Annotated in this window: 20 protein-coding genes, 5 tRNA genes and 1 riboswitch; of the genes, 16 read left to right on the plus strand and 9 right to left on the minus strand. The window is 63.7% G+C overall.

Going from position 1 to position 22,754, the window contains the following annotated elements:
* The first annotated feature begins 1 nt into the window (after position 1).
* Positions 2-1,405, plus strand: a complete 1,404-nt coding sequence (gene atpD, locus DCO45_RS16490) for a F0F1 ATP synthase subunit beta (protein ID WP_116926833.1) — start codon at positions 2-4, stop codon at positions 1,403-1,405.
* 71 nt (positions 1,406-1,476) lie between these two features.
* Positions 1,477-1,893 (plus strand): F0F1 ATP synthase subunit epsilon, encoded by a 417-nt coding sequence (locus tag DCO45_RS16495; RefSeq protein WP_021025621.1) that lies wholly within the window; start codon positions 1,477-1,479, stop codon positions 1,891-1,893.
* Positions 1,894-1,944: 51 nt separating this feature from the next.
* On the opposite strand, the gene DCO45_RS16500 is transcribed toward DCO45_RS16495, so the two are convergent.
* Positions 1,945-2,493, minus strand: coding sequence for a GNAT family N-acetyltransferase (locus tag DCO45_RS16500; RefSeq protein ID WP_116926862.1), 549 nt, complete (start codon positions 2,491-2,493; stop codon positions 1,945-1,947).
* Between the two features lie 46 nt (positions 2,494-2,539).
* A riboswitch (cobalamin riboswitch) is annotated at positions 2,540-2,765 on the plus strand.
* Between the two features lie 260 nt (positions 2,766-3,025).
* Here DCO45_RS16500 and DCO45_RS16505 point away from each other — a divergent pair.
* The 6 genes from DCO45_RS16505 to DCO45_RS16530 all read left to right on the plus strand — a co-directional run bounded on the left by DCO45_RS16505 (position 3,026) and on the right by DCO45_RS16530 (position 8,349).
* Positions 3,026-4,048 carry an ABC transporter substrate-binding protein gene (locus DCO45_RS16505; RefSeq protein WP_116926834.1) on the plus strand — a complete coding sequence of 341 codons (1,023 nt, stop codon included), beginning with the start codon at positions 3,026-3,028 and terminating at the stop codon, positions 4,046-4,048.
* Between the two features lie 24 nt (positions 4,049-4,072).
* The gene (locus DCO45_RS16510) at positions 4,073-5,143 is read left to right on the plus strand and encodes an iron ABC transporter permease (protein ID WP_116926835.1); all 1,071 of its coding nucleotides are present in this window, start codon (positions 4,073-4,075) and stop codon (positions 5,141-5,143) included.
* Entirely contained in the window at positions 5,140-5,943 is an 804-nt protein-coding gene (locus DCO45_RS16515) for an ABC transporter ATP-binding protein (RefSeq protein ID WP_116926836.1), read from the plus strand. The genes DCO45_RS16510 and DCO45_RS16515 overlap by 4 nt, the downstream gene beginning before the upstream one ends.
* 12 nt (positions 5,944-5,955) lie before the next feature.
* The gene (locus DCO45_RS16520) at positions 5,956-6,405 is read left to right on the plus strand and encodes a pseudoazurin (protein WP_116926837.1); all 450 of its coding nucleotides are present in this window, start codon (positions 5,956-5,958) and stop codon (positions 6,403-6,405) included.
* A 32-nt stretch (positions 6,406-6,437) separates the two neighbouring features.
* Positions 6,438-7,772 carry an OprD family outer membrane porin gene (locus DCO45_RS16525; RefSeq protein ID WP_116926838.1) on the plus strand — a complete coding sequence of 445 codons (1,335 nt, stop codon included), beginning with the start codon at positions 6,438-6,440 and terminating at the stop codon, positions 7,770-7,772.
* A 187-nt stretch (positions 7,773-7,959) separates the two neighbouring features.
* On the plus strand, positions 7,960-8,349 hold the full coding sequence (locus tag DCO45_RS16530) for a transcriptional repressor (protein ID WP_116926839.1): 390 nt from the start codon (positions 7,960-7,962) through the stop codon (positions 8,347-8,349).
* Between the two features lie 14 nt (positions 8,350-8,363).
* Here DCO45_RS16530 and DCO45_RS16535 read toward each other — a convergent pair whose 3' ends face one another.
* The 4 genes from DCO45_RS16535 to DCO45_RS16550 all read right to left on the minus strand — a co-directional run bounded on the left by DCO45_RS16535 (position 8,364) and on the right by DCO45_RS16550 (position 11,746).
* Positions 8,364-9,554 carry a DUF1624 domain-containing protein gene (locus DCO45_RS16535; protein ID WP_116926840.1) on the minus strand — a complete coding sequence of 397 codons (1,191 nt, stop codon included), beginning with the start codon at positions 9,552-9,554 and terminating at the stop codon, positions 8,364-8,366.
* Positions 9,555-9,667: 113 nt separating this feature from the next.
* A complete protein-coding gene (locus DCO45_RS16540; protein ID WP_116926841.1) occupies positions 9,668-10,186 on the minus strand; it encodes a TPM domain-containing protein in 519 nt (172 codons plus the stop codon).
* Positions 10,186-11,130, minus strand: a complete 945-nt coding sequence (locus DCO45_RS16545; RefSeq protein WP_243419389.1) for a TPM domain-containing protein — start codon at positions 11,128-11,130, stop codon at positions 10,186-10,188. The genes DCO45_RS16540 and DCO45_RS16545 overlap by 1 nt, the downstream gene beginning before the upstream one ends.
* Positions 11,131-11,143: 13 nt before the next feature.
* Complete coding sequence (locus DCO45_RS16550) at positions 11,144-11,746, minus strand: LemA family protein (RefSeq protein WP_021027151.1); 603 nt, start codon at positions 11,744-11,746, stop codon at positions 11,144-11,146.
* Positions 11,747-11,876: 130 nt separating this feature from the next.
* On the opposite strand from DCO45_RS16550, the gene DCO45_RS16555 reads away from it, so the two are divergent.
* The gene (locus DCO45_RS16555; protein ID WP_116926843.1) at positions 11,877-12,446 is read left to right on the plus strand and encodes a DUF2946 family protein; all 570 of its coding nucleotides are present in this window, start codon (positions 11,877-11,879) and stop codon (positions 12,444-12,446) included.
* Positions 12,447-12,475: 29 nt separating this feature from the next.
* Here the strand turns inward: DCO45_RS16555 and DCO45_RS16560 are convergent, their stop codons facing one another.
* The 4 genes from DCO45_RS16560 to DCO45_RS16575 form a co-directional block, all read right to left on the minus strand.
* On the minus strand, positions 12,476-13,363 hold the full coding sequence (locus DCO45_RS16560; RefSeq protein WP_116926844.1) for a c-type cytochrome: 888 nt from the start codon (positions 13,361-13,363) through the stop codon (positions 12,476-12,478).
* Positions 13,364-13,557: 194 nt separating this feature from the next.
* The gene (locus DCO45_RS16565; RefSeq protein WP_116926845.1) at positions 13,558-14,997 is read right to left on the minus strand and encodes an efflux transporter outer membrane subunit; all 1,440 of its coding nucleotides are present in this window, start codon (positions 14,995-14,997) and stop codon (positions 13,558-13,560) included.
* Complete coding sequence (locus tag DCO45_RS16570; RefSeq protein ID WP_116926846.1) at positions 14,990-18,208, minus strand: efflux RND transporter permease subunit; 3,219 nt, start codon at positions 18,206-18,208, stop codon at positions 14,990-14,992. Before DCO45_RS16570 ends, DCO45_RS16565 begins: the two co-directional genes overlap by 8 nt.
* A gap of 15 nt (positions 18,209-18,223) precedes the next feature.
* On the minus strand, positions 18,224-19,543 hold the full coding sequence (locus tag DCO45_RS16575) for an efflux RND transporter periplasmic adaptor subunit (RefSeq protein WP_116926863.1): 1,320 nt from the start codon (positions 19,541-19,543) through the stop codon (positions 18,224-18,226).
* Between the two features lie 230 nt (positions 19,544-19,773).
* On the opposite strand from DCO45_RS16575, the gene DCO45_RS16580 reads away from it, so the two are divergent.
* The 7 genes from DCO45_RS16580 to tuf form a co-directional block, all read left to right on the plus strand.
* The gene (locus DCO45_RS16580; protein ID WP_116926847.1) at positions 19,774-20,409 is read left to right on the plus strand and encodes a TetR family transcriptional regulator; all 636 of its coding nucleotides are present in this window, start codon (positions 19,774-19,776) and stop codon (positions 20,407-20,409) included.
* A 114-nt stretch (positions 20,410-20,523) separates the two neighbouring features.
* Positions 20,524-20,599 (plus strand) — tRNA-Arg (locus DCO45_RS16585).
* A 345-nt stretch (positions 20,600-20,944) separates the two neighbouring features.
* A tRNA-Arg gene (locus tag DCO45_RS16590) sits at positions 20,945-21,021 on the plus strand.
* A gap of 153 nt (positions 21,022-21,174) precedes the next feature.
* Positions 21,175-21,260 (plus strand) — tRNA-Tyr (locus DCO45_RS16595).
* A gap of 53 nt (positions 21,261-21,313) precedes the next feature.
* A tRNA-Gly gene (locus DCO45_RS16600) sits at positions 21,314-21,387 on the plus strand.
* Between the two features lie 39 nt (positions 21,388-21,426).
* Positions 21,427-21,501: transfer RNA gene (locus DCO45_RS16605), tRNA-Thr, on the plus strand.
* A gap of 66 nt (positions 21,502-21,567) precedes the next feature.
* Positions 21,568-22,754 (plus strand): elongation factor Tu (gene tuf, locus DCO45_RS16610; RefSeq protein ID WP_116926819.1); only part of this gene is annotated, 1,187 nt, incomplete at its 3' end.

The following is a 22,754-nucleotide window of genomic DNA, read 5'->3' on the forward strand; positions in this document are numbered from 1 at the left end:
AATGGCTCAAGTACAAGGCAAGATTGTTCAATGTATCGGTGCGGTGGTGGACGTTGAGTTCCCCCACGGCAGCGTGCCTAACGTGTATGACGCACTGAAGCTCGAAGGCACTGCCCTGACGCTGGAAGTGCAGCAGCAGCTGGGCGACGGCGTGGTGCGTACCATTGCGCTGGGCTCGTCGGACGGTATCAAGCGTGGCCTGATGGTCACCAACACCGGCAAGGCGATCACCGTGCCCGTGGGCAAGGCAACCCTTGGCCGCATCATGGACGTGCTGGGTAACCCCATCGACGAACGCGGTCCTGTGGACCAGACCTTGACCGCTTCCATCCACCGCAAGGCGCCCGCTTATGACGAGCTGGCCCCTGCACAGGAACTGCTGGAAACCGGCATCAAGGTGATTGACCTGGTGTGCCCGTTCGCCAAGGGCGGTAAGGTCGGTCTGTTCGGTGGTGCCGGTGTGGGCAAGACCGTGAACATGATGGAGCTCATCAACAACATCGCCAAGGCGCACAGCGGTCTGTCCGTGTTCGCTGGCGTGGGTGAGCGTACCCGTGAAGGTAACGACTTCTACCACGAAATGTCGGACGCCGGTGTGGTGAACCAGGAGTCGCTCAACGACTCGAAGGTTGCCATGGTGTACGGCCAGATGAACGAGCCACCAGGAAACCGTCTGCGCGTGGCGCTGACCGGCCTGACCATGGCTGAAGCGTTCCGTGACGAAGGCAAGGACGTGCTGTTCTTCGTGGACAACATCTACCGCTACACGCTGGCCGGTACCGAAGTGTCCGCACTGCTGGGCCGTATGCCTTCGGCCGTGGGCTACCAGCCTACGCTGGCCGAAGAAATGGGCCGTCTGCAAGAGCGTATCACCTCGACCAAGGTGGGCTCGATCACCTCGATCCAGGCCGTCTACGTGCCAGCGGACGATTACACCGATCCATCGCCAGCAACGACCTTCGCCCACTTGGACTCCACCGTGGCGCTGTCGCGTGACATTGCTTCGCTGGGTATCTACCCTGCGGTGGACCCCCTGGCGTCGACCAGCCGCCAGCTGGACCCCCAAGTGGTCGGTGAAGAGCACTACTCGGTCGCCCGCCAGGTGCAGGGTACCCTGCAGCGCTACACCGAACTGCGCGACATCATTGCGATTCTGGGTATGGACGAACTGGCTCCCGAAGACAAGCTCGTCGTGGCCCGCGCTCGCAAGATCCAGCGTTTCCTGTCGCAGCCTTTCCACGTTGCTGAAGTGTTCACGGGCGCTCCAGGCAAGTACGTGCCGCTGTCGGAAACCATCCGCGGCTTCAAGATGATCGTCAACGGCGAGTGCGACCACCTGCCCGAGCAAGCCTTCTACATGGTTGGCACGATCGACGAAGCCATCGAGAAGGCGAAGAAGATCTAAGCTTTGCAGAACGGGCTGCCGCACGCAGCCCTGCTCGCAAACTAGTTTCTTTTTCACTCTGAGGATCAAAGATGAACACCTTCCACGTTGATGTGGTCAGTGCTGAAGAATCCATCTTCTCCGGCGAAGCCCGCTTTGTGGCTTTGCCTGGTGAAATGGGCGAACTCGGTATCTACGCCCGCCACACGCCGTTGATCACCCGCATCAAGCCGGGTTCGGTGCGCATTGAGAAGGCCGACGGCGGCGAAGAGTTCATCTTCGTGGCTGGTGGCATTCTCGAAGTGCAACCCGACTGCGTGACCGTGCTGTCCGACACCGCTGTGCGCGGCAAGGACCTGGACGAGCAAAAAGCGGTTGAAGCCAAGCAAAAGGCTGAAGAAGCCCTCAAGAACGCCAAGGGCGAGCTTGACCTGGCCAAGGCCCAATCCGAGCTGTCCGTCATGGCCGCCCAGATTGCCGCCCTGCAAAAATACCGCAAGAAGCGCTGATCCGCTGTTTGCGCAACTGCCACAGGAAAACCACCGCATGCGGTGGTTTTTTTACGCCCGTACCGGATGCGTCGGAGCAGGCCCCGTCTGCAGCACCTGCTGCATATGGATGGTTTGCCACAGCGGGTCGGCATCCTGGTGCAGGGTGATAAAACCCTGGCGCTGCCAGAAGGTTTGCGCGCCTGGCAAAAAAGGATGCGTGTGCAGGTAGAGCCGCTGCACACCCTGCTGCAGCGCCCGCTGACGCAGCTGCGCGAACAGCACGCCAGCCAGGCCTTGCCGGCGCCAGGCCGGATCCACATACAGGCGCACCACCTCGGCGGTGCCTGCACTGGGCACGGTCAGATGGGCAAAGCGCCCGTCATAGGCGCGGTAGGCAATGCTGCCGATGACGCTGTCGCCCTGCCAGGCCGCCAGCATGCAGCCGCCGGGCGATGCGTAGACCGAGGCAAAGTCGCGCAGGTCGGCCTGCGGCGTGTTGGTATCGACCCGATCGCCGAACATGGTCTGGCGCGCCGCCTGCAAAAAGGCCGCCACCGGCGCGAGATGTTCAACGCGGCGGATGCCGTATGCGCTGGGTGTAGTGGGTGGGTGGTTCATGGCCATCAAACGGCCTGCAGCTTAGCATGCAGGCCCTGTAAATCGGCTACAGTACAGCCACTTTGGTTTCGCAAGAACATGCGCACGGCAGGGTGCCGGGGCATGAGGGAATCCAGGGAGCGCGAGCCGGCAGCCAGCGCCCCAAACGGAACTGCCCCCGCAACTGTAGGCCACGAGCAGGCCATCCATGCGCCACTGAACTGCGGTTCGGGAAGGCGATGGTCTGCGCAGACCGGCCAGTCAGGAGACCTGCCAAGGTCATGCATTCACAACCCACTGGCAAGCCCCTGGTTTGCACAGAGAAACAGGCATGCCACCGGTTTGCGCGCTGCAAGGCGAACATCGCAAACACCGGTGATGCAAACCCATTCATGGCGGATGTGCGTGTGTTTTGATCATGACCGGCGGGGTGTCCGGGCGGTGAGCAGCGTCTCGTCTGCGCAAGCCTGTCCTGGCTCCACCGGGCAGCGCCCCGCACCGGATCGGCTCGCACGGCCCGCATGCCCAGCCTCTACCTGGAGAGACGATTCCGATGCCTGTTCGCCGTTTTGCGCTGCCTGCCCTGTTGGCTACCTGTGTATTCACCTCGCTGTCCGCCTGGGCTGCCCCTTATCCGATGCAGCTGCACAACTGCGGCTACGCGGTGTCCCTCAAGCAGGCGCCCGCCTCGGTCGTCACCATCGGCCAGGCCGGCACCGAGATGCTGTATGCGCTGGGTCTGGGCGACAAGCTGGTGGGCACCTCGCTGTGGTTCAACGCCGTGCTGCCCCAGTTCAAGGCGATCAATGACAAGGTGCCACGCCTTGCGGACAACGACCCGAGCTTCGAGTCGGTGATCGGCAAGCGCCCGGCACTGGTGGTGTCGCAGTTCGAGTGGATGGTCGGCAAGGACGGCGTCGTGGGCACGCGCGAGCAGTTCCATGACCTGGGCATTGCCACCTATGCGATGCCCTCCGACTGTGAAGGCAAGAACAACCTCAAGGGCGCCGATGGCACCCGCACCGCGGCCTACGATGTGCAGGCGCTCTACAAGAGCATCACGCAACTGGCGCAGCTCTTTGATGTGCAGCCCCAGGGCGAGCGCCTGGTCAAGGACCTGCGCGAGCGCCAGGCCAAAGCGGTCGCCAAGGTCCAGGCGGCGCAGCAGCCGAACCTCTCGGCTGCGCTGTGGTTCTCCAGCGCCGATCTGGCCATCGACCCGTATATGGCTGGTAAGAATGGCGTTGCCGGCTACATGCTGCAGACCTTGGGCCTGCGCAATATCGTCGACTCGTCCGAAGAATGGCCCACCGTGGGCTGGGAGACGATTGCCAAGGCCAACCCCTCGGTCCTGGTGATCGCCCGCATGGACCGCCGCCGCTTCCCTGCGGACGACTACCAAAAGAAGCTGGAGTTTCTGAAGATGGACCCGGTCACCCAGCACATGGATGCGGTCAAGAACAACCGCATCGTCATTGTTGATGCCGATGCGCTGCAAGGCTCGATCCGCCTGGTCGATGGCATGGAGCAGATCAGCGATGCGGTACGCAAGCTCGGCCCAGCGGCCGCGCGTTGATCAGCCGCTGATGCAAGGCTCTGCATGATGGTGGCAACGGCATCAGCGCGCCCATCGGCGCTGCGCAGGCCGCTGCATGGGGCCGCCTGGTGCCTGGGCGCGGCACTGGCGATGCTGCTGAGCGTGGCGCTGGGCATCACCATTGGCGAGACGGCGCTGTCGCCCAGCCTGGTGCTGCAGGTGCTGGCCAACAAGCTGGCCGGTGCCCACTACGCCATCGATCCCATCAGCCAGGGCATTGTCTGGAACTACCGCCTGCCCCGCGCGCTGGTGGCGGCCAGCTGCGGCGCGGGCCTGGCGGTCTCGGGCGTCATTTTGCAATCGCTGCTGCGCAATGCGCTGGCCGAACCCTATTTGCTCGGCATCTCTGCCGGGGCCTCCACCGGCGCAGTGCTGGTGACCGTCGTGGGCATCGGCGCGGGCGCCATCTCGATGACCGTGGGCGCCTTTTTTGGCGCGCTCTGCGCATTTGCACTGGTCGCCCTGCTGGCCCACGCCGCCGGCAGCGGCGGGCTGCGCAACAGCGGCCAGATTGTGCTGGCCGGCATTGCGGGCTCGCAGCTGTTCAATGCGCTGACCTCGCTCATCATCACCAAGTCGGGCAGTGCCGAGCAGGCCCGGGGCATCATGTTCTGGCTGCTGGGCAGCCTGAGCGGCGTGCGCTGGCCCGATACCGTGCTCACGGCCTGCATCGCGATCACCGGTTTGCTGCTGTGCCTGCTGCATACGCGCGCGCTCGATGCCTTCACCTTTGGCAGCGAATCGGCGGCCGCGCTGGGCGTGCCGGTGCGCCGTGTGCAACTGGTGCTGCTGCTGGCCGCGGCGCTGATGACGGCCGTCATGGTCTCCATCGTTGGCGCGATCGGCTTTGTCGGCCTGGTGATTCCACATGCCGCGCGCATGCTGGTCGGCGTCAGCCACCGGCGACTGGTGCCTGCCAGCGCGATGATGGGCGCGGTGTTTCTGATCGCCGCCGATGTTCTCTCGCGCACCCTGATCCGGGGCCAGGTGCTGCCCATTGGCGTCATCACCGCCCTGGTCGGGGCGCCGGTGTTTGCCGTCATCCTGCTCCAAAGCCAGCGGAGGCGCGGATGACGGCGGCAGCTGTGGTCAAGGCGGATCAACCCGTGTTGCAGGCCTGTGCGCTGGGCCTGCGCCTGCAGGGCCGGCCGGTTGTCGAGCAGCTCAGCCTGCCGGTGCAGCGCCACGAAATGCTGGGGCTGATCGGCCCCAACGGCTCGGGCAAATCCAGCCTGCTGCGCTTGCTCGCCGGTGTGATCCGGCCCAACGAGGGCCAGGTGCTGCTGCAGGGCCAGCCGCTGCACAAGAGGGGGCGCCGCGCCGTTGCGCGTGAGCTGGCCCTGGTGGCGCAGATGGCCGAGACGCAGGATGCCATCAGCGTCGAAGACGCGGTGGCGCTAGGGCGCACGCCCTGGCTGTCGGCGCTGCAGCCTTTTGCCGCGCAGGACTGGGAGGCCGTGCAGCAGGCCCTCGATGCCGTGGGCATGGCGGACCGCCGCCACAGCGCCTGGCACAGCCTCTCGGGCGGCGAGCGCCAGCGCGTACACATCGCACGCGCGCTGGCGCAGCAGCCCGGTGTGCTGCTGCTCGATGAGCCCTGCAACCACCTCGATATCCACCAGCAGCTGTCGCTGATGGCCTTGATCCGCAGCCTGCCCGTCACCAAGGTCGTGGCCCTGCATGACCTGAACCAGGCGCTGGCCTGCGACCGGCTGGCCGTCATGCAGCAAGGCCGGCTCGTTGCGCTGGGCAGGCCCGAGCAGGTGCTCGATGCCGCGCTGCTGGCGCAAGTTTTTCGCGTCGAGGCCAGCGCGCTGGTCGACCCCTGGGACGGCAGCCGCGTGCTGCGTTTTCGCCCGCTTTCTTCTTCCTGACTGTGAGCCGATATGCCCACCCTGAACCACCGAATCTGGCTACCTGTTGTGTTGAGCGCCTTGCTGTGCAGCCAGGCGGGCGCAGAGACTTTTGAAGTCAAGATGCGCAACCGCAGCGCCACCGGCGCAATGACCTATGAGCCCGAGTTTTTGCAGATCAAGCCGGGCGACAAGGTCAAGTTCCTGGCTAGCAGCAGCGGTCACGATGCGGTCAGCATCCCGGGCATGGCGCCCGCCGGTGCCAAGCCCTTCAAGGGCAAGATCAACGAGGAGATCGAGGTCAGCTTTGATGCCCCGGGCCTCTATGGCGTGCAGTGCCTGCCCCATTACGCGATGGGCATGGTGATGCTGGTGCAGGTGGGCGATGCGCCGCTGCCCGGCCTGCAGGTGCCCGCCGAGGTGCCCGAGCGTGCGCAGCAACGCTTCAAGGACATCGTCAGCCGCGCCTCGGCGCCGCGCTGAATGGCTGCAGTGATTATTAGCGACACAAGACAATGAACAATTTCACATGGATCGCCCGGGCGAGCGGCCTGGCCTTGCTGGCTGTGATGGGTGGCCAGGCACAGGCCGGCGCGCAGGACGAGGCCAAGGGCTTGATCGAGGGTGCGAGCCTGGGCATGGTCAACCGCATGGTCTATGAGCAGCTGGACTACCGGCACGGTGACAGCACGCGCGTGGTGTCGGGCGGCGCGCGCTCGGACAAGGCCGCCGAAGCGGCCTATGGGCTGATGATGAACTTCAGCTCGGGCTACACGCAGGGGGTGGTTGGCCTGGGGCTGGATGCGCATGCCTATGGCGGCATCAACCTGGGCTCGGAGGCCGACAAGGTGCGCAGCAACCCGCGCTATATCGCCAAGGACGGCACGGACCTGCAGGACAGCTTTGGCCGCGCAGGGGCGGCGCTCAAGCTGCGCTGGTCGTCGACCGAGCTGAAGGTGGGTGAGATGCGCACCAAGAACCCGATCTTCCACTCGTCCGACACCCGCCTGCTGCCCGAGACCAACCGGGGCTGGCAGATAAGCAGCGACGATATTGCGCAGCTGACGCTGCAGGCCGGTCGCTTTACCCGCTGGGCCGACCGCAATGCGCGCAAGAACGGCCAGCCCCTGCTGGCCAATTACTCGGGCGTGCAAGGCGATGCCTTCAGCTTTGCCGGCGGCAGCTGGACTACGCCCTGGAGCGGGCTGAGCCTGTCGAGCTACGTCGGTCAATACGAGGATGTCTGGAACACCTGGTACCTGGGCGGCGTCTACAAAAAGGCGCTGGCCGAGAAGCAAAGCCTCTCGCTGAGCCTGAACCTGTACCGCAACAAGGACACCGGCGCGGCCAAGGCCGGTCGGGTGGACAACCTGACCTGGAGCCTGATGGCGACCTATGCGGCCGGCATGCACCAGCTGGGCCTGGGCTACCAGAAGGTCGATGGCGATACGCCGTTCGACTATGTCAACCGGGGCTCCATCTGGCTGGACAACGCGATGCAGCTGTCGGACTTCAATGCGCCGCATGAGGCGTCCTGGCAGCTCAAGTACGAGGCCGATCTGGGCCAGTGGCTGACACCGGGCCTGCGCGCGGGCGTCGCCTATACACGCGGCTCGGGCATTGACTACAGCCGCGCCGGCAGCGTGTACGCCAACTACCTGGGCGCCAGCGGCCGTGGCGGCCGCCACTGGGAGCGCGACATGCTGCTGCGCTACACCGTGCAGCAAGGCCAGGCCAAGGGGCTGGCGCTGCAGCTGCGCTACGGCGTGCACCGGGCCAACCAAACCCAGGGTGAGCTCAATGTGAACCAGGTGCGGCTGCTGGCGGAGATGCCGTTGCAGATTTTCTGAGGCGCTAGCGCGGCCAAGGAGGGCAAAGGAGGGCAAAGGAGGGCAAAGGAGGGCAAAGGAGGGCATTGGCGGCCAGCGATGCAGCGCCTGCCCGCCAGGGCTGCCTGGCTGCAGGCCGCAGCCCAAGCGGCTATGATGGGCGCTCCCCCGATTGCCCATCCGTTCTTCGGAACGCCCCTGTCAGACCATGCAACGTCCTACCCGCCAGCGCGCCGCCATCGCCGATGCCTTTGCATCGCAAGGCCGTCCACTCTCACCCCAAGAGGTGTTGGAGATCGCGGGTGCTGCGCTGCCGGCCTTGGGCATTGCGACCGTCTACCGCAACCTCAAGTTGATGACCGAAGAGGGCCTGCTGCGCGTGGTCACCTTGCCCGGTGGCCTGCCGCTGTATGAGCCGGCCACGCACGACCACCACCACCACTTCCAGTGCAACAGCTGCCGGCGGGTGTTTGATATCCAGGCCTGCCCGGGCGACCTCAAGGGCATGGCACCGCCGGGCTTTCTGGTGGAGGGCCATGAGATCACCTTGTACGGCCAGTGCAAGGATTGCCGCAGCGGCGCGGGCCCTGCGGCTTAAGCTATCACGGCGGCTTACAGGTACTTGAGCCAGGCAATATCGCGCCGGCGGGCCTTGAACGCGGCAAAGGCCTTGACCGGCGGGTAGAGCGCAACGCCCAGGGCGAGGGTGCTGAGCCAGACCATCCACATCGAACCAAAGCCGAACAGCTCGCCCTGGTTGTTGCCCCAGATCGCCTGCGCGCCCAGGTAGAGAAACTTGAGCACATAGAGGTGCAGCACATAAAAGAACATCGGCGCGGCGCCAAACACCGTCAGCGGTGCCAGCCAGCGCATCTGTGGCCGGCGCTCAAAGGCGCGCAGCAGCAGCAGGCCGATGCCCAGGGTCAGCGCCAGAAACAAGAGGGATGGCGGGTACTTGGTGATGTTCAAAAAGCCCATGGCGCTCACGAGGAACGAATCGCCCACCACCCAGGGCTTGTCGCCATAGACGTTGGCGGCACGCAGCAGCACAAAACCCACCAACAGGCCCAGGCCCCAGGTCAAAAGGCGGCGCTGGCGCTGCAGTGCATCGGCACCCTTGGCAAACCAGGGGCCCATCGCATAGCCCAGGGCGATCACGCCGATCCAGGGCAGCAGGGGGTAAGAGGTGCGCAGGCGCAGGGTCTCGCTCACCTCGATCCAGCCCCGGTCATGCAGCACGGCCCACAGCGTGTGCAGCGCATGGTCGGGCGCAAAGTGCAGGTGGTCGAGCAGATTGTGGCCGGCCACCAGCAGCAGGCCCAGTGGAATGATCAGGCGGCGCGGTAGCCACACCAGGGCCGACAGCATCAGCATCGACAGGCCAATGGCCCAGATCACTTGCAGGAAGATCTTGGTGGGCGGGAACTGGAAGGTCCAGGCAAAGTTGACCACGGTCACCTCCAGCAGCACCAGAAACAGCCCGCGCTTGAACAGAAAGCCCGAGGCCGCCGCGCGCCCATCTTCGTACTTGCTGCCGTACAAAAAGGCCGACAGGCCCGTGAGCAGCACAAACACCGGCGCGCACAGGTGGGCAAGCAAGCGGCTGAAGAACAGCTCCGGTGCGGTGGCGGAGACATCCATCGGGTCGGGCACCTGGTGGTGCAGGTAGAAGGTCTCGCGCACATGGTCGATCAGCATGAAGAGGATGACCAGGCCGCGCAGGGCGTCAATCGATTGCAGGCGGCTGGCGCCCGGCAGACCGGCAGCAGGGCTGCGGGGGAGGATGGGGGTGTCGGAGGACATGGAGCAGGCAGGCGAGAAGGGCGGGCGAAAGGCGTATCAAATGATATTGATTGCGCATTATCATTTATATCGGCTACCCCATCTGCCTTGCGGGCCGAAATCGGCCTGCTGGTTCAGCCGATCAGCGGCTGGTTATCGAGTTCGTTACCTGCCGCCGAGGGTGCGGCGCCGCGTGGGAACTGCTGCTCCAGATGGTGCGAAACCTGGCCAATGGCCGCCAGCAAGGCCTTTTCGTACTGGCCGCTGCGCAGGTCGTTAGCCAGGCTGTCGACCATCGCCTGCCACTGCGGGCCGCTGACGCAGCGCGAGACGGCCCGGTCGGCGACGATCTCGATCGCATGGTCGGTCAGCAGCAGGTAGATGAGCACGCCATTGTTGTGCTCGGTATCCCAGACGCGCTGCTTGCCAAACTGCATCACCGCGCGCTCGCGCGCGGGCGCATCGCGGCGGATATAGCTCCAGGGCAGGGCGCTTTCCACATAGACGCGGATCTGGCCGCTGTGCCTGGCCTCCGATGCCGCGATGGCCTGCGCCAGGCGCTGCCTTGCGTCATCGGGCAAGGCATGGGAGGCATCGCGCTCCAGAAAGCGGTGGCGCAGTTGCCTGCCCCAGCGTTGCAACCAATGGCCCATCACCAACTCCCCGAGGCGCCACCGCCCCCAAAATTGCCGCCGCCGCCGGAGCTGAATCCGCCGCCTCCACCGCCGCCGCCGCCAAATCCACCCCCGCCAAAGCCGCCTCCGCCAAAGCCGCCTCCGCCGCCAAAGCCACCGCCACCGCCGCCGATCGAGCTGCCCCCTCGCATGGTGCCGGCCAGCAAGACCACAAAGAGCGCAGCAACGCCAGCGCCAATGCCCAGCAGCACGCTGGAGGTGAGCCAGGCCGCTACCAGGCCAGCTGCGCCGCCGGTGGCCAGCGAGCCCAGCGCGCGGCCCAGCATGCTGCGCAACACGCTGCCGCCCACCATCACAAAGATAAAGAAGAACAGCAGCAGCTGCGCCGGGTCATCGGGCAAGGCCGACGACGCTTGGTTGCGGGCGGGGGGCGTGCTGCGGGGCGGCGGCAGCGCCTCGCCCTTGATCAGCGCGCTGATCTGGGCCAGGCTGTCGCCAATGCCGGCGGCAAAGTTGCCGGCGCGGAAAGCCGGTGCCATCGTCTGGTCAATGATGCGCGCAGCGCGCAGGTCGGGAATCGCGCCTTCCAAGGTCTTGGCGACCTCGATGCGCATGCGCCGGTCTTCCTTGGCCACCAGCACCAGCAGGCCATCGCCCACCTCCTTGCGGCCAATCTTCCAGGTGCTGGCCACGCGCTGGGCATAGGCGGCAATGTCTTCGGGGCTGGTGCTGGCGACCATCAGCACCACGACCTGCGCGCCGGTGTCGCGCTCCAGCGCCGTCAGCTGCGCTTCGAGCTGGGCCTGGTCCTGCGCGCTCAAGGTGGCGGTCTGGTCGATCACATGGGCGCTGAGTGCGGGCACCGGCTGCACGGCAGCGCGCGCTGGCGCGCTGAGCCAGGGCAGCAGCACGGCCACTGCCAGGGCCAGCACCCAGGCCAGCGGCGGGCGCCAAGCGGGCATCCGGGCCATGCGCTTACTTCCGCTCGGACGAGAAGTCGACGCTAGGCGGCTGGGAAATCTGGGCCTCGTTCTGCACCGTGAAATTGGCCTTGGGCTGGTAGCCAAAGACCTTGGCCGTCAGGTTGGTGGGGAACACGCGGGCCTTGATGTTGTAGGCCTTGACGGTGCCGATATAGCGGTCCCGCGCCACGGCAATGCGGTTTTCTGTACCTTCCAGCGTCACGCGCAGATCGCGGAAAGCCTGGTTCGCCTTGAGCTCGGGGTAGCGCTCCGAGACCACCATCAGGCGCGACAGCGCGCTCGACAGCTCGCCCTGGGCCTGCTGGAACTTGTTGAAAGCCTCGGGGTTGTTCACCAGCTCGGGCGTGGCCTGGATCGAGGTGGCCTTGGCCCGCGCTTCGATCACCTTGGTGAGCGTGTCCTGCTCGAAGTTGGCCTCACCCTTGACGGAGGCCACGATGTTGGGCACCAGATCCGCACGGCGCTGGTACTGGCTCAGCACCTCGCTCCAGGCGGCGGTGGATTCTTCGTCCAGCCGTTGAAAATCGTTATAGCCGCAGCCCGTCAGTGCCAGCGCTGCGGCTGCTACCACCAGAAATCGTTTCCATGCGTTCATGAGGGCTCCTCGCCATGTTCAGAGCCGCCATTGTTACCGATCTGGCAGCGGCCCATTGTCAGCGATTATTGACGGTCTGAGGGGCGCATGACCGGCATGCCGGCGTCAGCGCATGCAGTAGGATCAGCAGATGGACGATATCGTGAAACAAGCCATGGCCAAATGGCCCAACGTGCCCGCCTGCTGGGGCTGGCTGGCGCTGGATGCGCGCGGCAACTGGTGGCTGCGCGATGCGCAGGCCCAGGCCGCCGGTGCTTTTACCAGTGGCCTGCCAGGCGCCAAGGGCTCGCGGGTGGAGCACGACAAGCTCGCGCAGTTCATTGCCCGCAATTACCTCGCCGATGCCCAGGGCTGCTGGTATTTCCAGAATGGCCCGCAGCAGGTGTTTGTGGAGCTGGAGGCTACGCCCTGGGTCTGGCGTGCGCAGTGGCGCGATGGCGCGCTGCATCTGCATGCGCATACCGGCGCCGTGCTGGCGCCTGCGCAGGTGCAGGCCGTGCTGGCCGATGAGCAAGGCGCCGTCTACCTGCACACGGACCAGGGGCTGGGCATTGTGCATACGCAGGATGTGCTGGATGTGTCGCAGGCCCTCGAGCAGGGCCTGCTGCCCGAGCCGACCGAAGTGGCCAGCGTGCTGCTGGAAAAGCGCTATGGCTTTGTGCGCTCGCCCGCTGCGCTGAAGGCGGCGGGCCAGGCTTGATCTTTTAGGTCGCGCGGTGGGCGGCTTGGTTACTGCGCTTGCTCCACCATGTACTGCACCGCCGCATGGATCTCTTCATCCGATGCGCTGGAGCCGCCGCGCGGGGGCATTGCGCCCTTGCCGCTGATGGCAATCTTCACCATGCTGTCGATGCCCTGGGCGATATAGGGTGCCCAGGCGGCCTTGTCACCGAACTTGGGCGCGCCTGCCACACCAGCGGCATGGCAGACAAAGCAGGCCTTGTCATACAGCGCCTTGCCATTGGCGGCGGCGTTGGCTGTGGGAGCAGCGGCTGCGGGCGCTGCGGCTACGGCCGCTGCTGGCTCGGAGGCTGCCGCAGCAGGGGCACTAGTGGCAGCCGGTGCAGCCGCAGCAGCAGTGGCGGGGGTGGCACTGCCCGCCGCATCGGCGCTGGCAGAGGCCGGGCGCTGGGGTTCGTCAAACTTGGCGCCTGCAGCATTGGCCATGTAGACCACGCCGCGCGCGATTTCGGTGTCTTCAAAGTCACCGCCGCCTTGCGGGGCCATGGCGCCCTTGCCGGCCAGGGCCGAGTGCAACAGCGCTTCCAGGCCGGTCTTGATGCGCGGCGCCCAGGCAGCAGCATCTTCAAACTTGGGGGCGCCGGCGGCGCCGGTGGCATGGCAGGTGGCGCACTGCGCCTGGTAGACCTCCTGGCCGGATTTGAGGGGGCGGTTGGCGTCGCGTATTTCGACCGAGCCCACTTTTTGCAGCCGGCTTTCGATGGATCCTGCGTTATCGGCCGCGCCAGGGCCGGATTTGTTGGCCGAGGTCACAAAGGTCACCAGGCCAATGATGGCAAATACCGGGATCACAAAAGCAAAGATCACCGTCCACAAAAATTGCTTGGGTGATTTGACGGGGCCTGTATGTGCTTCTTCTTGCTGGATGTCGCTCATGGCTTCCTCAAATTCTCTGTGGGCTTGTTGTTCATCGTGCAGAGGCCAAAATCATTATATCGACGGGTTTTTTGGCAGGGCCTCCGGGCAAATACCTGCAGGTAAACAACCACAGTTGCACCGCGCGCGCATAAAAAAATGGCTTGCCAGCAGGTCTGGCAAGCCATTGTGGGGCCGCAGTCGCGGGCAGGAACCTATGGTTTGCCAGCAGTCGGGGCCGCCTGTGCGACAGTGTCGGCCGGTGCCGGATCGGTCCAGCCGCCACCCAGTGCCTTGTACAGGCCGACCTGGTTTTGCAGCTGGGTCAGGCGCACTTGCACCACGGCTTGCTGCAAGGTGAACAGCGAGCGCTGCGCATCGAGCAGGTCCAGGTAGCTGGCCACGCCATTCTTGTAGCGCAGGTCCGACAGCTTCAGGCGTGCCGACTCGGCCTCGACCTGGGCTTGCTGCGACTGCAGCTGGTCGGACAGCGTCTGGCGGCTGACGAGGGCATCCGACACTTCGCGGAACGCCGTCTGGATGGCCTTCTCATACTGCGCAGCCGCAATCTGGGTCTGCACCTGCGCCACTTCCAGGTTGGCCTGGTTGCGGCCGGCATTGAAGATCGGCAGGTACAGCGAAGGCGCGATCGTGAAGCCCTTGGACTTAGAGTCGAACAGGTCGGACAGCTCGGAGCTGGCAAAGCCGGCGCTGGCCGTCAGCGAGATCGCCGGGTAGAACAGCGCACGCGCCGCGCCAATGTTGGCATTGGCGGCGATCATGGTCTGCTCGGCCTGGCGCAGGTCGGGGCGGCGCAGCATCAGGTCCGAGGGCAGGCCCGCTGGTACATCGGCCATCACCGGCAGATCGGTCAGGCGCTTGCCCTGCAGGCTGGTCAGCAGCTCGGCCGGTGGCGTCTGGCCCAGCAGCAAGGTCAGGGCGTTGACGTCCAGCGCGCGCTGGCGCAGTTGCTGGGCCAAGGTGGCCTTGGCGTTTTCCGTCAGCGACTGGGCCTGGCGGTAGTCCAGCTCCGAGGCCACACCGGCATCGAGGCGCAGCTTGGACAGCTTGATCGATTCCTCACGCGTCTCCAAGGTGCGGCGCGAGATGTCGATCAGCTCCTCGTCGGCCTGCAGGGTCAGCCAGGCATTGGCAACCGAGGCCACCAGGCTGATCTGGGCTGACTTGCGGCCTTCTTCGGTGGCCAGGTACTGGGCCAGAGCCTGCTCCTTGAGGCTGCTGATGCGGCCAAAGAAGTCAATCTCCCAGCTCTGGATGCCGACACCTACGCTGAAGGCATTCGCATAGCCGCCAGTGATCTGGCTGCGCTGGCGCGAGGCCGCACCCGAGACGCCCACTTCCGGAAAGCGCTGGGCGTCCTGGATCTGGTAGAGCGCACGGGCCTGGGCGATGTTGAGCACCGCCACGCGCAGGTCACGGTTGTTGTCCAGCGCGGTCTGGATCAGCTGCTGCAGGCGCGTATCGGTGAAGAAGTTCTGCCAGGGAATATCGGCAGCGGCCTGCTGCGTCTCTTCCGTGGCCACCGGGTACTGCGCCGCCACCGGGCTGGCGGGCTTGTCCAGTGAGGGAATCAGCGAGCAGCCCGAGGCCAGCAGCGCTGCAGCCAAAACGGTTGGGATCAGTTTCTTATTCATGGTGGGTTCCTTTCCCCACATTGGCAGACAGAACGGCGTCATGTCCGCGATCAGGCGAATGCGGCGCGGGCGGGCTGCCTTGCGGTCCCTGGTTCTGCTCGCCCTTGCGGCCGAACAGACGGAAGACCTCGACAAAGAACACCGGCACCAGGAACACGGCCAGGAAGGTGCCGATGATCATGCCCCAGAACACGCCGGTGCCGATCTCGTGCTGGCTCACGGCGCTGGCGCCCGAGGCGATGTACAGCGGCACCACACCCAGGATGAACGCGAGCGAGGTCATCAGGATCGGGCGGAAACGCAGGTGACCGGCTTCGAGCGCCGCATCGAGCGCACTCATGCCCTGGTCGTGCAGGTCCTTGGCGAACTCCACAATCAAGATGGCGTTCTTCGCAGACAAGCCGATCACGGTGATCAGCGCCACCTGGAAGTAGATGTCGTTGGGCATGCCACGCAGGTGCATACCGGCAACGGCGCCCAACACACCGAGCGGCACCACCAGCAGCACGGCCAGCGGAATGCTCCAGCTCTCATACAGCGCTGCCAGGCAGAGGAACACCGCCAGGATCGAGAACGCGTACAGGATCATCGCCGACGAGCCGGCTTTCTTTTCGTCCAGCGACTGGCCGGTCCACTCATAGCCAAAGCCTTGGGGCAGCTCGGCCGAGAGTTTTTCCATCTCTGCCATCGCGTCACCGGTGGTGTAGCCGGGCTTGGCCTGGCCGGTGATGCTCATCGACGGATAGCCGTTGTAGCGCGACATCTGCATCGGGCCGGTGATCCACTTGGCCGTCACCAGAGTTGAGAGCTCGACCAGCTTGCCGTCCGCATTGGGCACGGTCAGCTTCAGCACGTCCTCGGGCTGCATGCGGGTGGCGGCGTCGGCCTGGATGGTCACGCGCTGCATATAGCCCTTGTTCGGGAAGTCGGTCGAGTTGCTCGAGCCCAGTGCTGTCGACAAGGTGGTGGCGATATCGCCCATGCTGACCTTTTGCGCATACACCGCATTGCGGTTGATATCGACCTGCCATTGCGGCGCATCGTCCACACCGTCAAAGCGCATACCCGTCAGAATCGGGCTCTTGCTGGCCTTGGCGATCAGGTCATTGCGGGCCTTGAGCAGCTCGGCGTGACCATGGTTGCCCCGGTCCTGCAGACGGAAGGTAAAGCCATCGCTGTTGCCCAGCTCGGAGATCGACGGCGGCACCAGGGTGTAGATGAAACCATCGCGCAGGCTCATCATCGCGCCCATGGCACGGCCGGCGAACGACGAGGCATCCGAGCCCGGCGCGGTGCGCTCTGACCAGTCCTTGAACACCGTGAAGGCCAGACCCATGTTCTGCGCTTGACCGGCAAAACTGAAGCCCAGAATGCTCACGATGTTGGCCGTCTCAGGTTGCGCCAGGGCAAAGTCTTCAAGCTGCTTCATGGTCTCGCTGGTGCGCTCCTGGGTGGCACCTGGGGGCAGCTGCACCAGGGAGATCACATAGCCCTGGTCTTCCACCGGCAGGAACGCGGTGGGCAGCGCCTTGAAGCCAAACACCACACCGACGATCACCGCGGCATAGACCAGGAAGGCCATGAAAGTGCGCTTGACGACGCCGACCAGGGTCTTCTGGTAGCCCTTGGTGGCCTTGCCGAACATGCGGTTGAACCAGTTGTAGAAGGGGCCCAGCAGGCCGGTCTTCTTGTCATGCGCATGGCCCTTGGGAATGGGCTTGAGCATGGTGGCGCACAGCGCAGGCGTCAGGGTCAGCGCGAAGAAGCCCGAGAAGAAGATCGAGATCGCCATCACCAGCGAGAACTGGCGGTAGATATTGCCGGTCGCGCCCGAGAACATGGCCAGCGGGATGAACACGGTCACCAGAATCACGGTAATACCGACCACGGCGCCCTGGATCTGGCCCATGGCCTTGATCGTCGCCTCCTTGGGCGATAAACCCTCTTCGGACATGATCCGCTCGACGTTCTCAACCACCACGATCGCATCGTCCACGACGATACCGATCACCAGCACCATCGCGAACATCGACAGAATGTTGATGGTCAGCCCCACGCTGTACATCACCGCAAAGGCCCCGAGCAGCGCAATGGGCACGACGATAGTCGGGATCAAGGTGTAGCGGATGTTCTGCAGGAAGATCAGCATCACGATGAACACCAGCACGATGGCTTCGAGCAGCGTGTGCAGCACTTTTTCAATCGAGATCTTGACGAACTTCGAGGTGTCATACGGCGCGGCCCACTTCACGCCGGCTGGCAGGAAGGGTTCGAGCTCGTCCATCTTGCTGTAGACCTCTTTGGCGGTGGCCATCGCGTTTGCGGTCGAGGTCAGCTGCACCGCCAGCGCCACGGCGGGCTTGCCGTCCAGGCGCGAGTTGGTGGCATAGCTCTCGGAGCCCAGCTCCACGCGGGCCACGTCCTTGAGGCGCACGGTCGAGCCGTCCGAGTTGGAGCGCAGCACCACCTCGCCGAACTCTTCGGGCGTGGAGAGCTGACCTGGCACGACGATAGTGGCGTTCATCATGGTGCCTGGCAGGCTCGGCGTATCGCCCAGCGCGCCGCCGGAGATCTGCTGGTTCTGCGCGGCAATCGCGGCATTGATCTGCGCGATCGACATGTTGTAGCCCTGCAGCTTGGCAGGATCGACCCAGACGCGCATGGCGCGGCCGGCCGCAAACAGCTGGGCCTTGCCCACGCCGTTCAGGCGCTGGATTTCCGGCACCACATTGCGGTTGACGTAATCGGAGATTTCGTCACGCGAGGTCTCCCCGGTGTCCGACTGGAAAGTCAGAATCATCAGGAAGTTGCTCATCGACTTGTCGACACGCACCCCCAGCGATTGCACGATGCTGGGCAGGCGTGGCGTGGCGCGGGCCAGCCGGTTTTGCACATCCACCTGGGCCAGGTCGGGGTTGGTGCCGGGCTCGAAGGTCACGGTCAACTCGCCGCTGCCGGTGGCAGAGGCGGACGACGACATGTACATCAGGCCTTCGGCGCCATTGATTTCCCGCTCGATCAGTTGCAGCACCGAGTCAGTCAGGGTTTGCGCGGTTGCGCCAGGGTAGGTCGCCGTCACCGTGATGGTGGGCGGAGCCACACTCGGGAACTGCGCCACCGGCAGTCGGGTAATGGACACGATACCTGCGAGGACCACGAAGATCGCGATCACCCAGGCAAAAATCGGTCTGTGAATAAAGAACTTTGACATTCCGCTGTGTCCTGTTTATTTGCTGGCGGCGGTGTTGCCTGCAGCTTCTGGCGAGGCGGCAGGCTTGTCCGCCGCGGGTGCCTCAGCCTGGGGCGCTGCCCCGGCTGCGGGAGCCGCTGGCGCTGCCGCCTTGTCGCTCGGTTTCTTCCATGGCACCGGCGTGACGTGCGTCGCGCCCATGCCCAGCTTGATGAAGCCATCGACCATGACCTGGTCGCCCGCCTTGAGGCCTTCGCTGACCACCCAATTCGTGCCCTTGGACTGGCTGATCTGCACCGGCCGTGGGCTGACCGAGCCATCGGCAGCGACGACCATCACGGTGTTGCCCTTTTCATTGCGGGTGACGGCCTGCTGGGGCACCAGCACGGCGTTTTCCACTTGGGCTTCCTGGATGTGCACACGCACATACATGCCCGGCAGCAGCAGGTTTTCGGGGTTGGGCAGCTCGGCGCGCACGCTCACCTGGCCGGTGGCTGGGTCCACCGTCAGATCGGTGAACAGCAGCTTGCCGGGGTGGGCATAGGGCTTGCCGTCGTCGGTGTAGACGATGACCTTGGCGGCGTTGTCACCGGCCTTGGCCAGCTTGCCGGACTTGAGGGCCTCCCGCATGCGCAGAATGTCGGACGACGACTGCGTCACGTTCACATACAGCGGGTTGATCTGCTGAATCACGGCCAGTTCGGTCACACCGCTTTGGCCCACCAGCGCGCCTTCGGTCACCAAAGAGCGGCCAATGCGGCCGGAGATCGGAGCCGTCACCGAGGCATAGCCCAGGTTGATGTTGGCATTGGTGACTGCAGCTTTGCCGGCCGCGACCTGGGCCTGTGCGGCCTTTTCGTTGGCGACGGCAACGTCGTATTCCTGCTTGCTGATGGCGTTGGCTTCGACCAGGGGCTTGTAGCGGCGGGCGGTGGATGCCGCCTGGGCCAGCGTAGCCTGGGCCTGGGCCAGAGTCGCCTGTGCGCTTTCCAAGTTGGCCCGGTAGGGCGCATTATCGATCTGGAACAGCACCTGGCCGGCCTTGACGTCCGAGCCTTCGGTGAACAGACGCTTTTGCAAGATGCCCGCTACGCGCGCGCCGACCTGGGCGACGCGGACGGGCTCCAGGCGACCGGGCAGGTCGGAGACCACGGGAATGCTCTCCAGCTTCACCGTCAGAACGCTGACCTCAGGCGGCTTGGGCGCGCCTCCTTGTGGGGCTGCGTGTTCGTCTTTCTTGTTGCCGCAGGCGGTCAAGACCAGGGCAGCGACCAGCGTCAGGGCCAGCACGCCGGTTTTGCGGCGTGGGCTGGTAGCGGCTGGGCGGTTCCCGGTAGATTGGTTTGCTTCATACATCTGCTGCATGAAAGTCCCTTCGGTAGATGAGAAATGGTAAAGATGGAGAACCCGGAGGTTCCTCTAGGGCTTGTCTCACATCCGGGCGCGGATGATCCTCAATTCCCATGAAATTGCTGCGCGATTATACATACATGCGCAAATGTATAATTGTCGAAATTTGATAAATAACGCATGGCCTTTGGGTTGACAAACAGGGGTCATGTGCTTGCAAGAACGGAATACACGCGATGGCCCGACGTACCAAAGCAGAGGCAGATGAGACCCGCATCAAGCTGCTGGATGCGGCAGAACAGGTGTTCTTTGAGAAAGGCGTTGCGCGCGCCTCACTCAACGAAATCGCCCAGCGGGCAGGTGCGACCCGCGGGGCGGTGTACTGGCACTTCAAAGACAAGGTCGATGTGTTTTCATCGATGCTCGATCGCATTTGCATGCCCTTCGAGGAAATTTGTGATGACAAATACGGTGACCTCGCACCGCTAGACCGCATTCGCCGGTCCATCTATGCGGTGTTCGACAGTATGGATGGGGATGAACGCCGCCGCAAGGTATTTGACACGGCGCTGTTCAAGCTCGAATACGTCGGTGAGCTAGAGAGTGTGCGCGAAGGCCATGTCGAGAGTTTTGCCTGCTCGCAGCGCAAATTTGCCGCGGATCTGGAAGAGGCCGCCAGCCGGGACCGGGTGCAGATGCAGATGACGCCCCAGGAGGCGGCGCTGGGCTTGCACTCCCTGTTTGTGGGGCTGATCCATGGCTGGGTGCTCAATGAGGGCAACTTTCCGCTGCGCAGCATGGGTGAAAAAGCGGTCGAAGCCTATCTGGCAGGCCTGGGCTTTGGCCCCGGCAAGCTGCCTGCGGGTGCCTGAAGGCTGGTGGTGCCGGCAACAGGTGCGATGCCGCGCGACAACTGAACGGCCAGGGCATCCAAGCCATGCCATAATCTGCGGGTTGATCTGCAGCGCCTGGCGTCTGCAGCTTGTGCGGCTGTAGCTCAGTGGATAGAGTATTGGCCTCCGAAGCCAAGGGTCGTGGGTTCGATCCCCGCCAGCCGCACCAACGCCTTCTTTGTGTGCTGCCAGAGCAGCACCAACCCGCCTGTGGAGCCGCAGTGCGGGTTTTTTGTTGCCTGGTGCCTGGTGCCTATTGGGTGCTGCTGGTGTGCGGATGTTGGGTTGCCCGGCTGCAGATGGGGCTGCATTCTGCGGAGGGAGGCGTTGCGCAGCGGTGGCTACCAGGCCTTTGCGTGTCGCTGGTTGGGCATTGCTATGTGTCTCTGCAGGCACCAAAGAGGCCCCATGTGCGCCATCGCTGCGACGGATCGCCCGGTTTTCGCACGATTTTTTGAAAAAACCTGGCCGATTCGTCTGAGGCACTCAAAAACCGCCTACAATACGCAGCTTAGCGGCTGTAGCTCAGCTGGATAGAGTACTTGGCTACGAACCAAGGGGTCGTGGGTTCGATTCCTGCCAGCCGCACCAGTTAAGAGCCTCGAGATTCAGGTCTCGGGGCTTTTTATATAGAGTGAAGCATTGTTTTCGGGTTTGTTCGGGTTGCGTCCCTTGAAGAAATTTGCGAGAAATCGGAAGTTTCTAAAAACAGCCAAAAATGATGCTACAATCTAGTTCTTCTTCGGAGGGGTGCCCGAGTGGCTAAAGGGGGCAGACTGTAAATCTGTTGGCTTACGCCTACACTGGTTCGAATCCAGTCCCCTCCACCAGAAATGGTTGAAGAAGAAAGCTTTGCAGCAATTGCGCTTCTGGCGCGGTTGATGCGGGAGTAGTTCAATGGTAGAACCCTAGCCTTCCAAGCTAATGACGCGGGTTCGATTCCCGTCTCCCGCTCCAGTCTGCAGTAAAGCGATCCTGTTGCAATTTGAAAAAATTGCCCATGTGGCTCAGTGGTAGAGCACCCCCTTGGTAAGGGGGAGGTCGGCAGTTCGATCCTGCCCATGGGCACCATATTTAAGTGCGCACGGTTCTTGTTGCGCTATATCCCATTAGGTTTAGGTTTTTTCGGAGTCTAGAATGGCAAAAGGAAAATTCGAGCGCACCAAGCCGCACGTGAACGTGGGCACCATTGGTCACGTGGACCACGGCAAGACCACGCTGACGGCTGCTATCGCAACCGTGCTGTCTGCCAAGTTCGGCGGCGAAGCCAAGAAGTACGACGAAATCGACGCTGCTCCTGAAGAAAAGGCACGCGGCATCACCATCAATACCGCACACGTTGAGTACGAAACGGCTAACCGCCACTACGCTCACGTGGACTGCCCAGGTCACGCCGACTATGTGAAGAACATGATCACCGGCGCTGCCCAGATGGACGGCGCTATTCTGGTTTGCTCGGCTGCTGACGGCCCCATGCCCCAGACCCGTGAACACATCCTGCTGGCTCGCCAGGTGGGCGTGCCTTACATCATCGTGTTCCTGAACAAGTGCGACATGGTGGATGACGAAGAGCTGCTGGAGCTGGTGGAAATGGAAGTCCGCGAACTGCTGGACAAGTACGATTTCCCAGGTGACGACACCCCCATCATCCGCGGCTCGGCTAAGCTGGCTCTGGAAGGCGACCAATCCGACAAGGGTGAACCCGCTATCCTGCGTCTGGCTGAAGCGCTGGACACCTACATCCCAACGCCAGAGCGCGCTGTGGACGGTGCTTTCCTGATGCCCGTGGAAGACGTGTTCTCCATCTCCGGTCGTGGTACCGTGGTGACCGGCCGTATCGAGCGCGGTATCATCAAGGTCGGCGAAGAAATCGAAATCGTCGGTATCAAGGACACCGTCAAGACCACCGTGACCGGCGTGGAAATGTTCCGCAAGCTGCTGGACCAAGGTCAAGCTGGTGACAACGTTGGCCTGCTGCTGCGCGGCACCAAGCGTGAAGACGTGGAGCGTGGCCAAGTGCTGTGCAAGCCTAACTCGATCAAGCCACACACCCACTTCACCGCTGAAGTGTATGTGCTGAGCAAGGACGAAGGCGGCCGCCACACCCCCTTCTTCAACAACTACCGTCCTCAGTTCTACTTCCGTACCACGGACGTGACCGGCGCCATCGAGCTGCCAGCTGACAAGGAAATGGTGATGCCTGGCGATAACGTGTCGATCACCGTCAAGCTGATCAACCCCATCGCTATGGAAGAAGGTCTGCGTTTCGCTATTCGCGAAGGCGGCCGTACCGTGGGCGCTGGCGTGGTTGCCAAGATCATTGC

It is taken from the genome of Comamonas sp. JNW (assembly GCF_003105075.1).
Classification (GTDB): Bacteria; Pseudomonadota; Gammaproteobacteria; order Burkholderiales; family Burkholderiaceae_C; genus Comamonas; species Comamonas squillarum.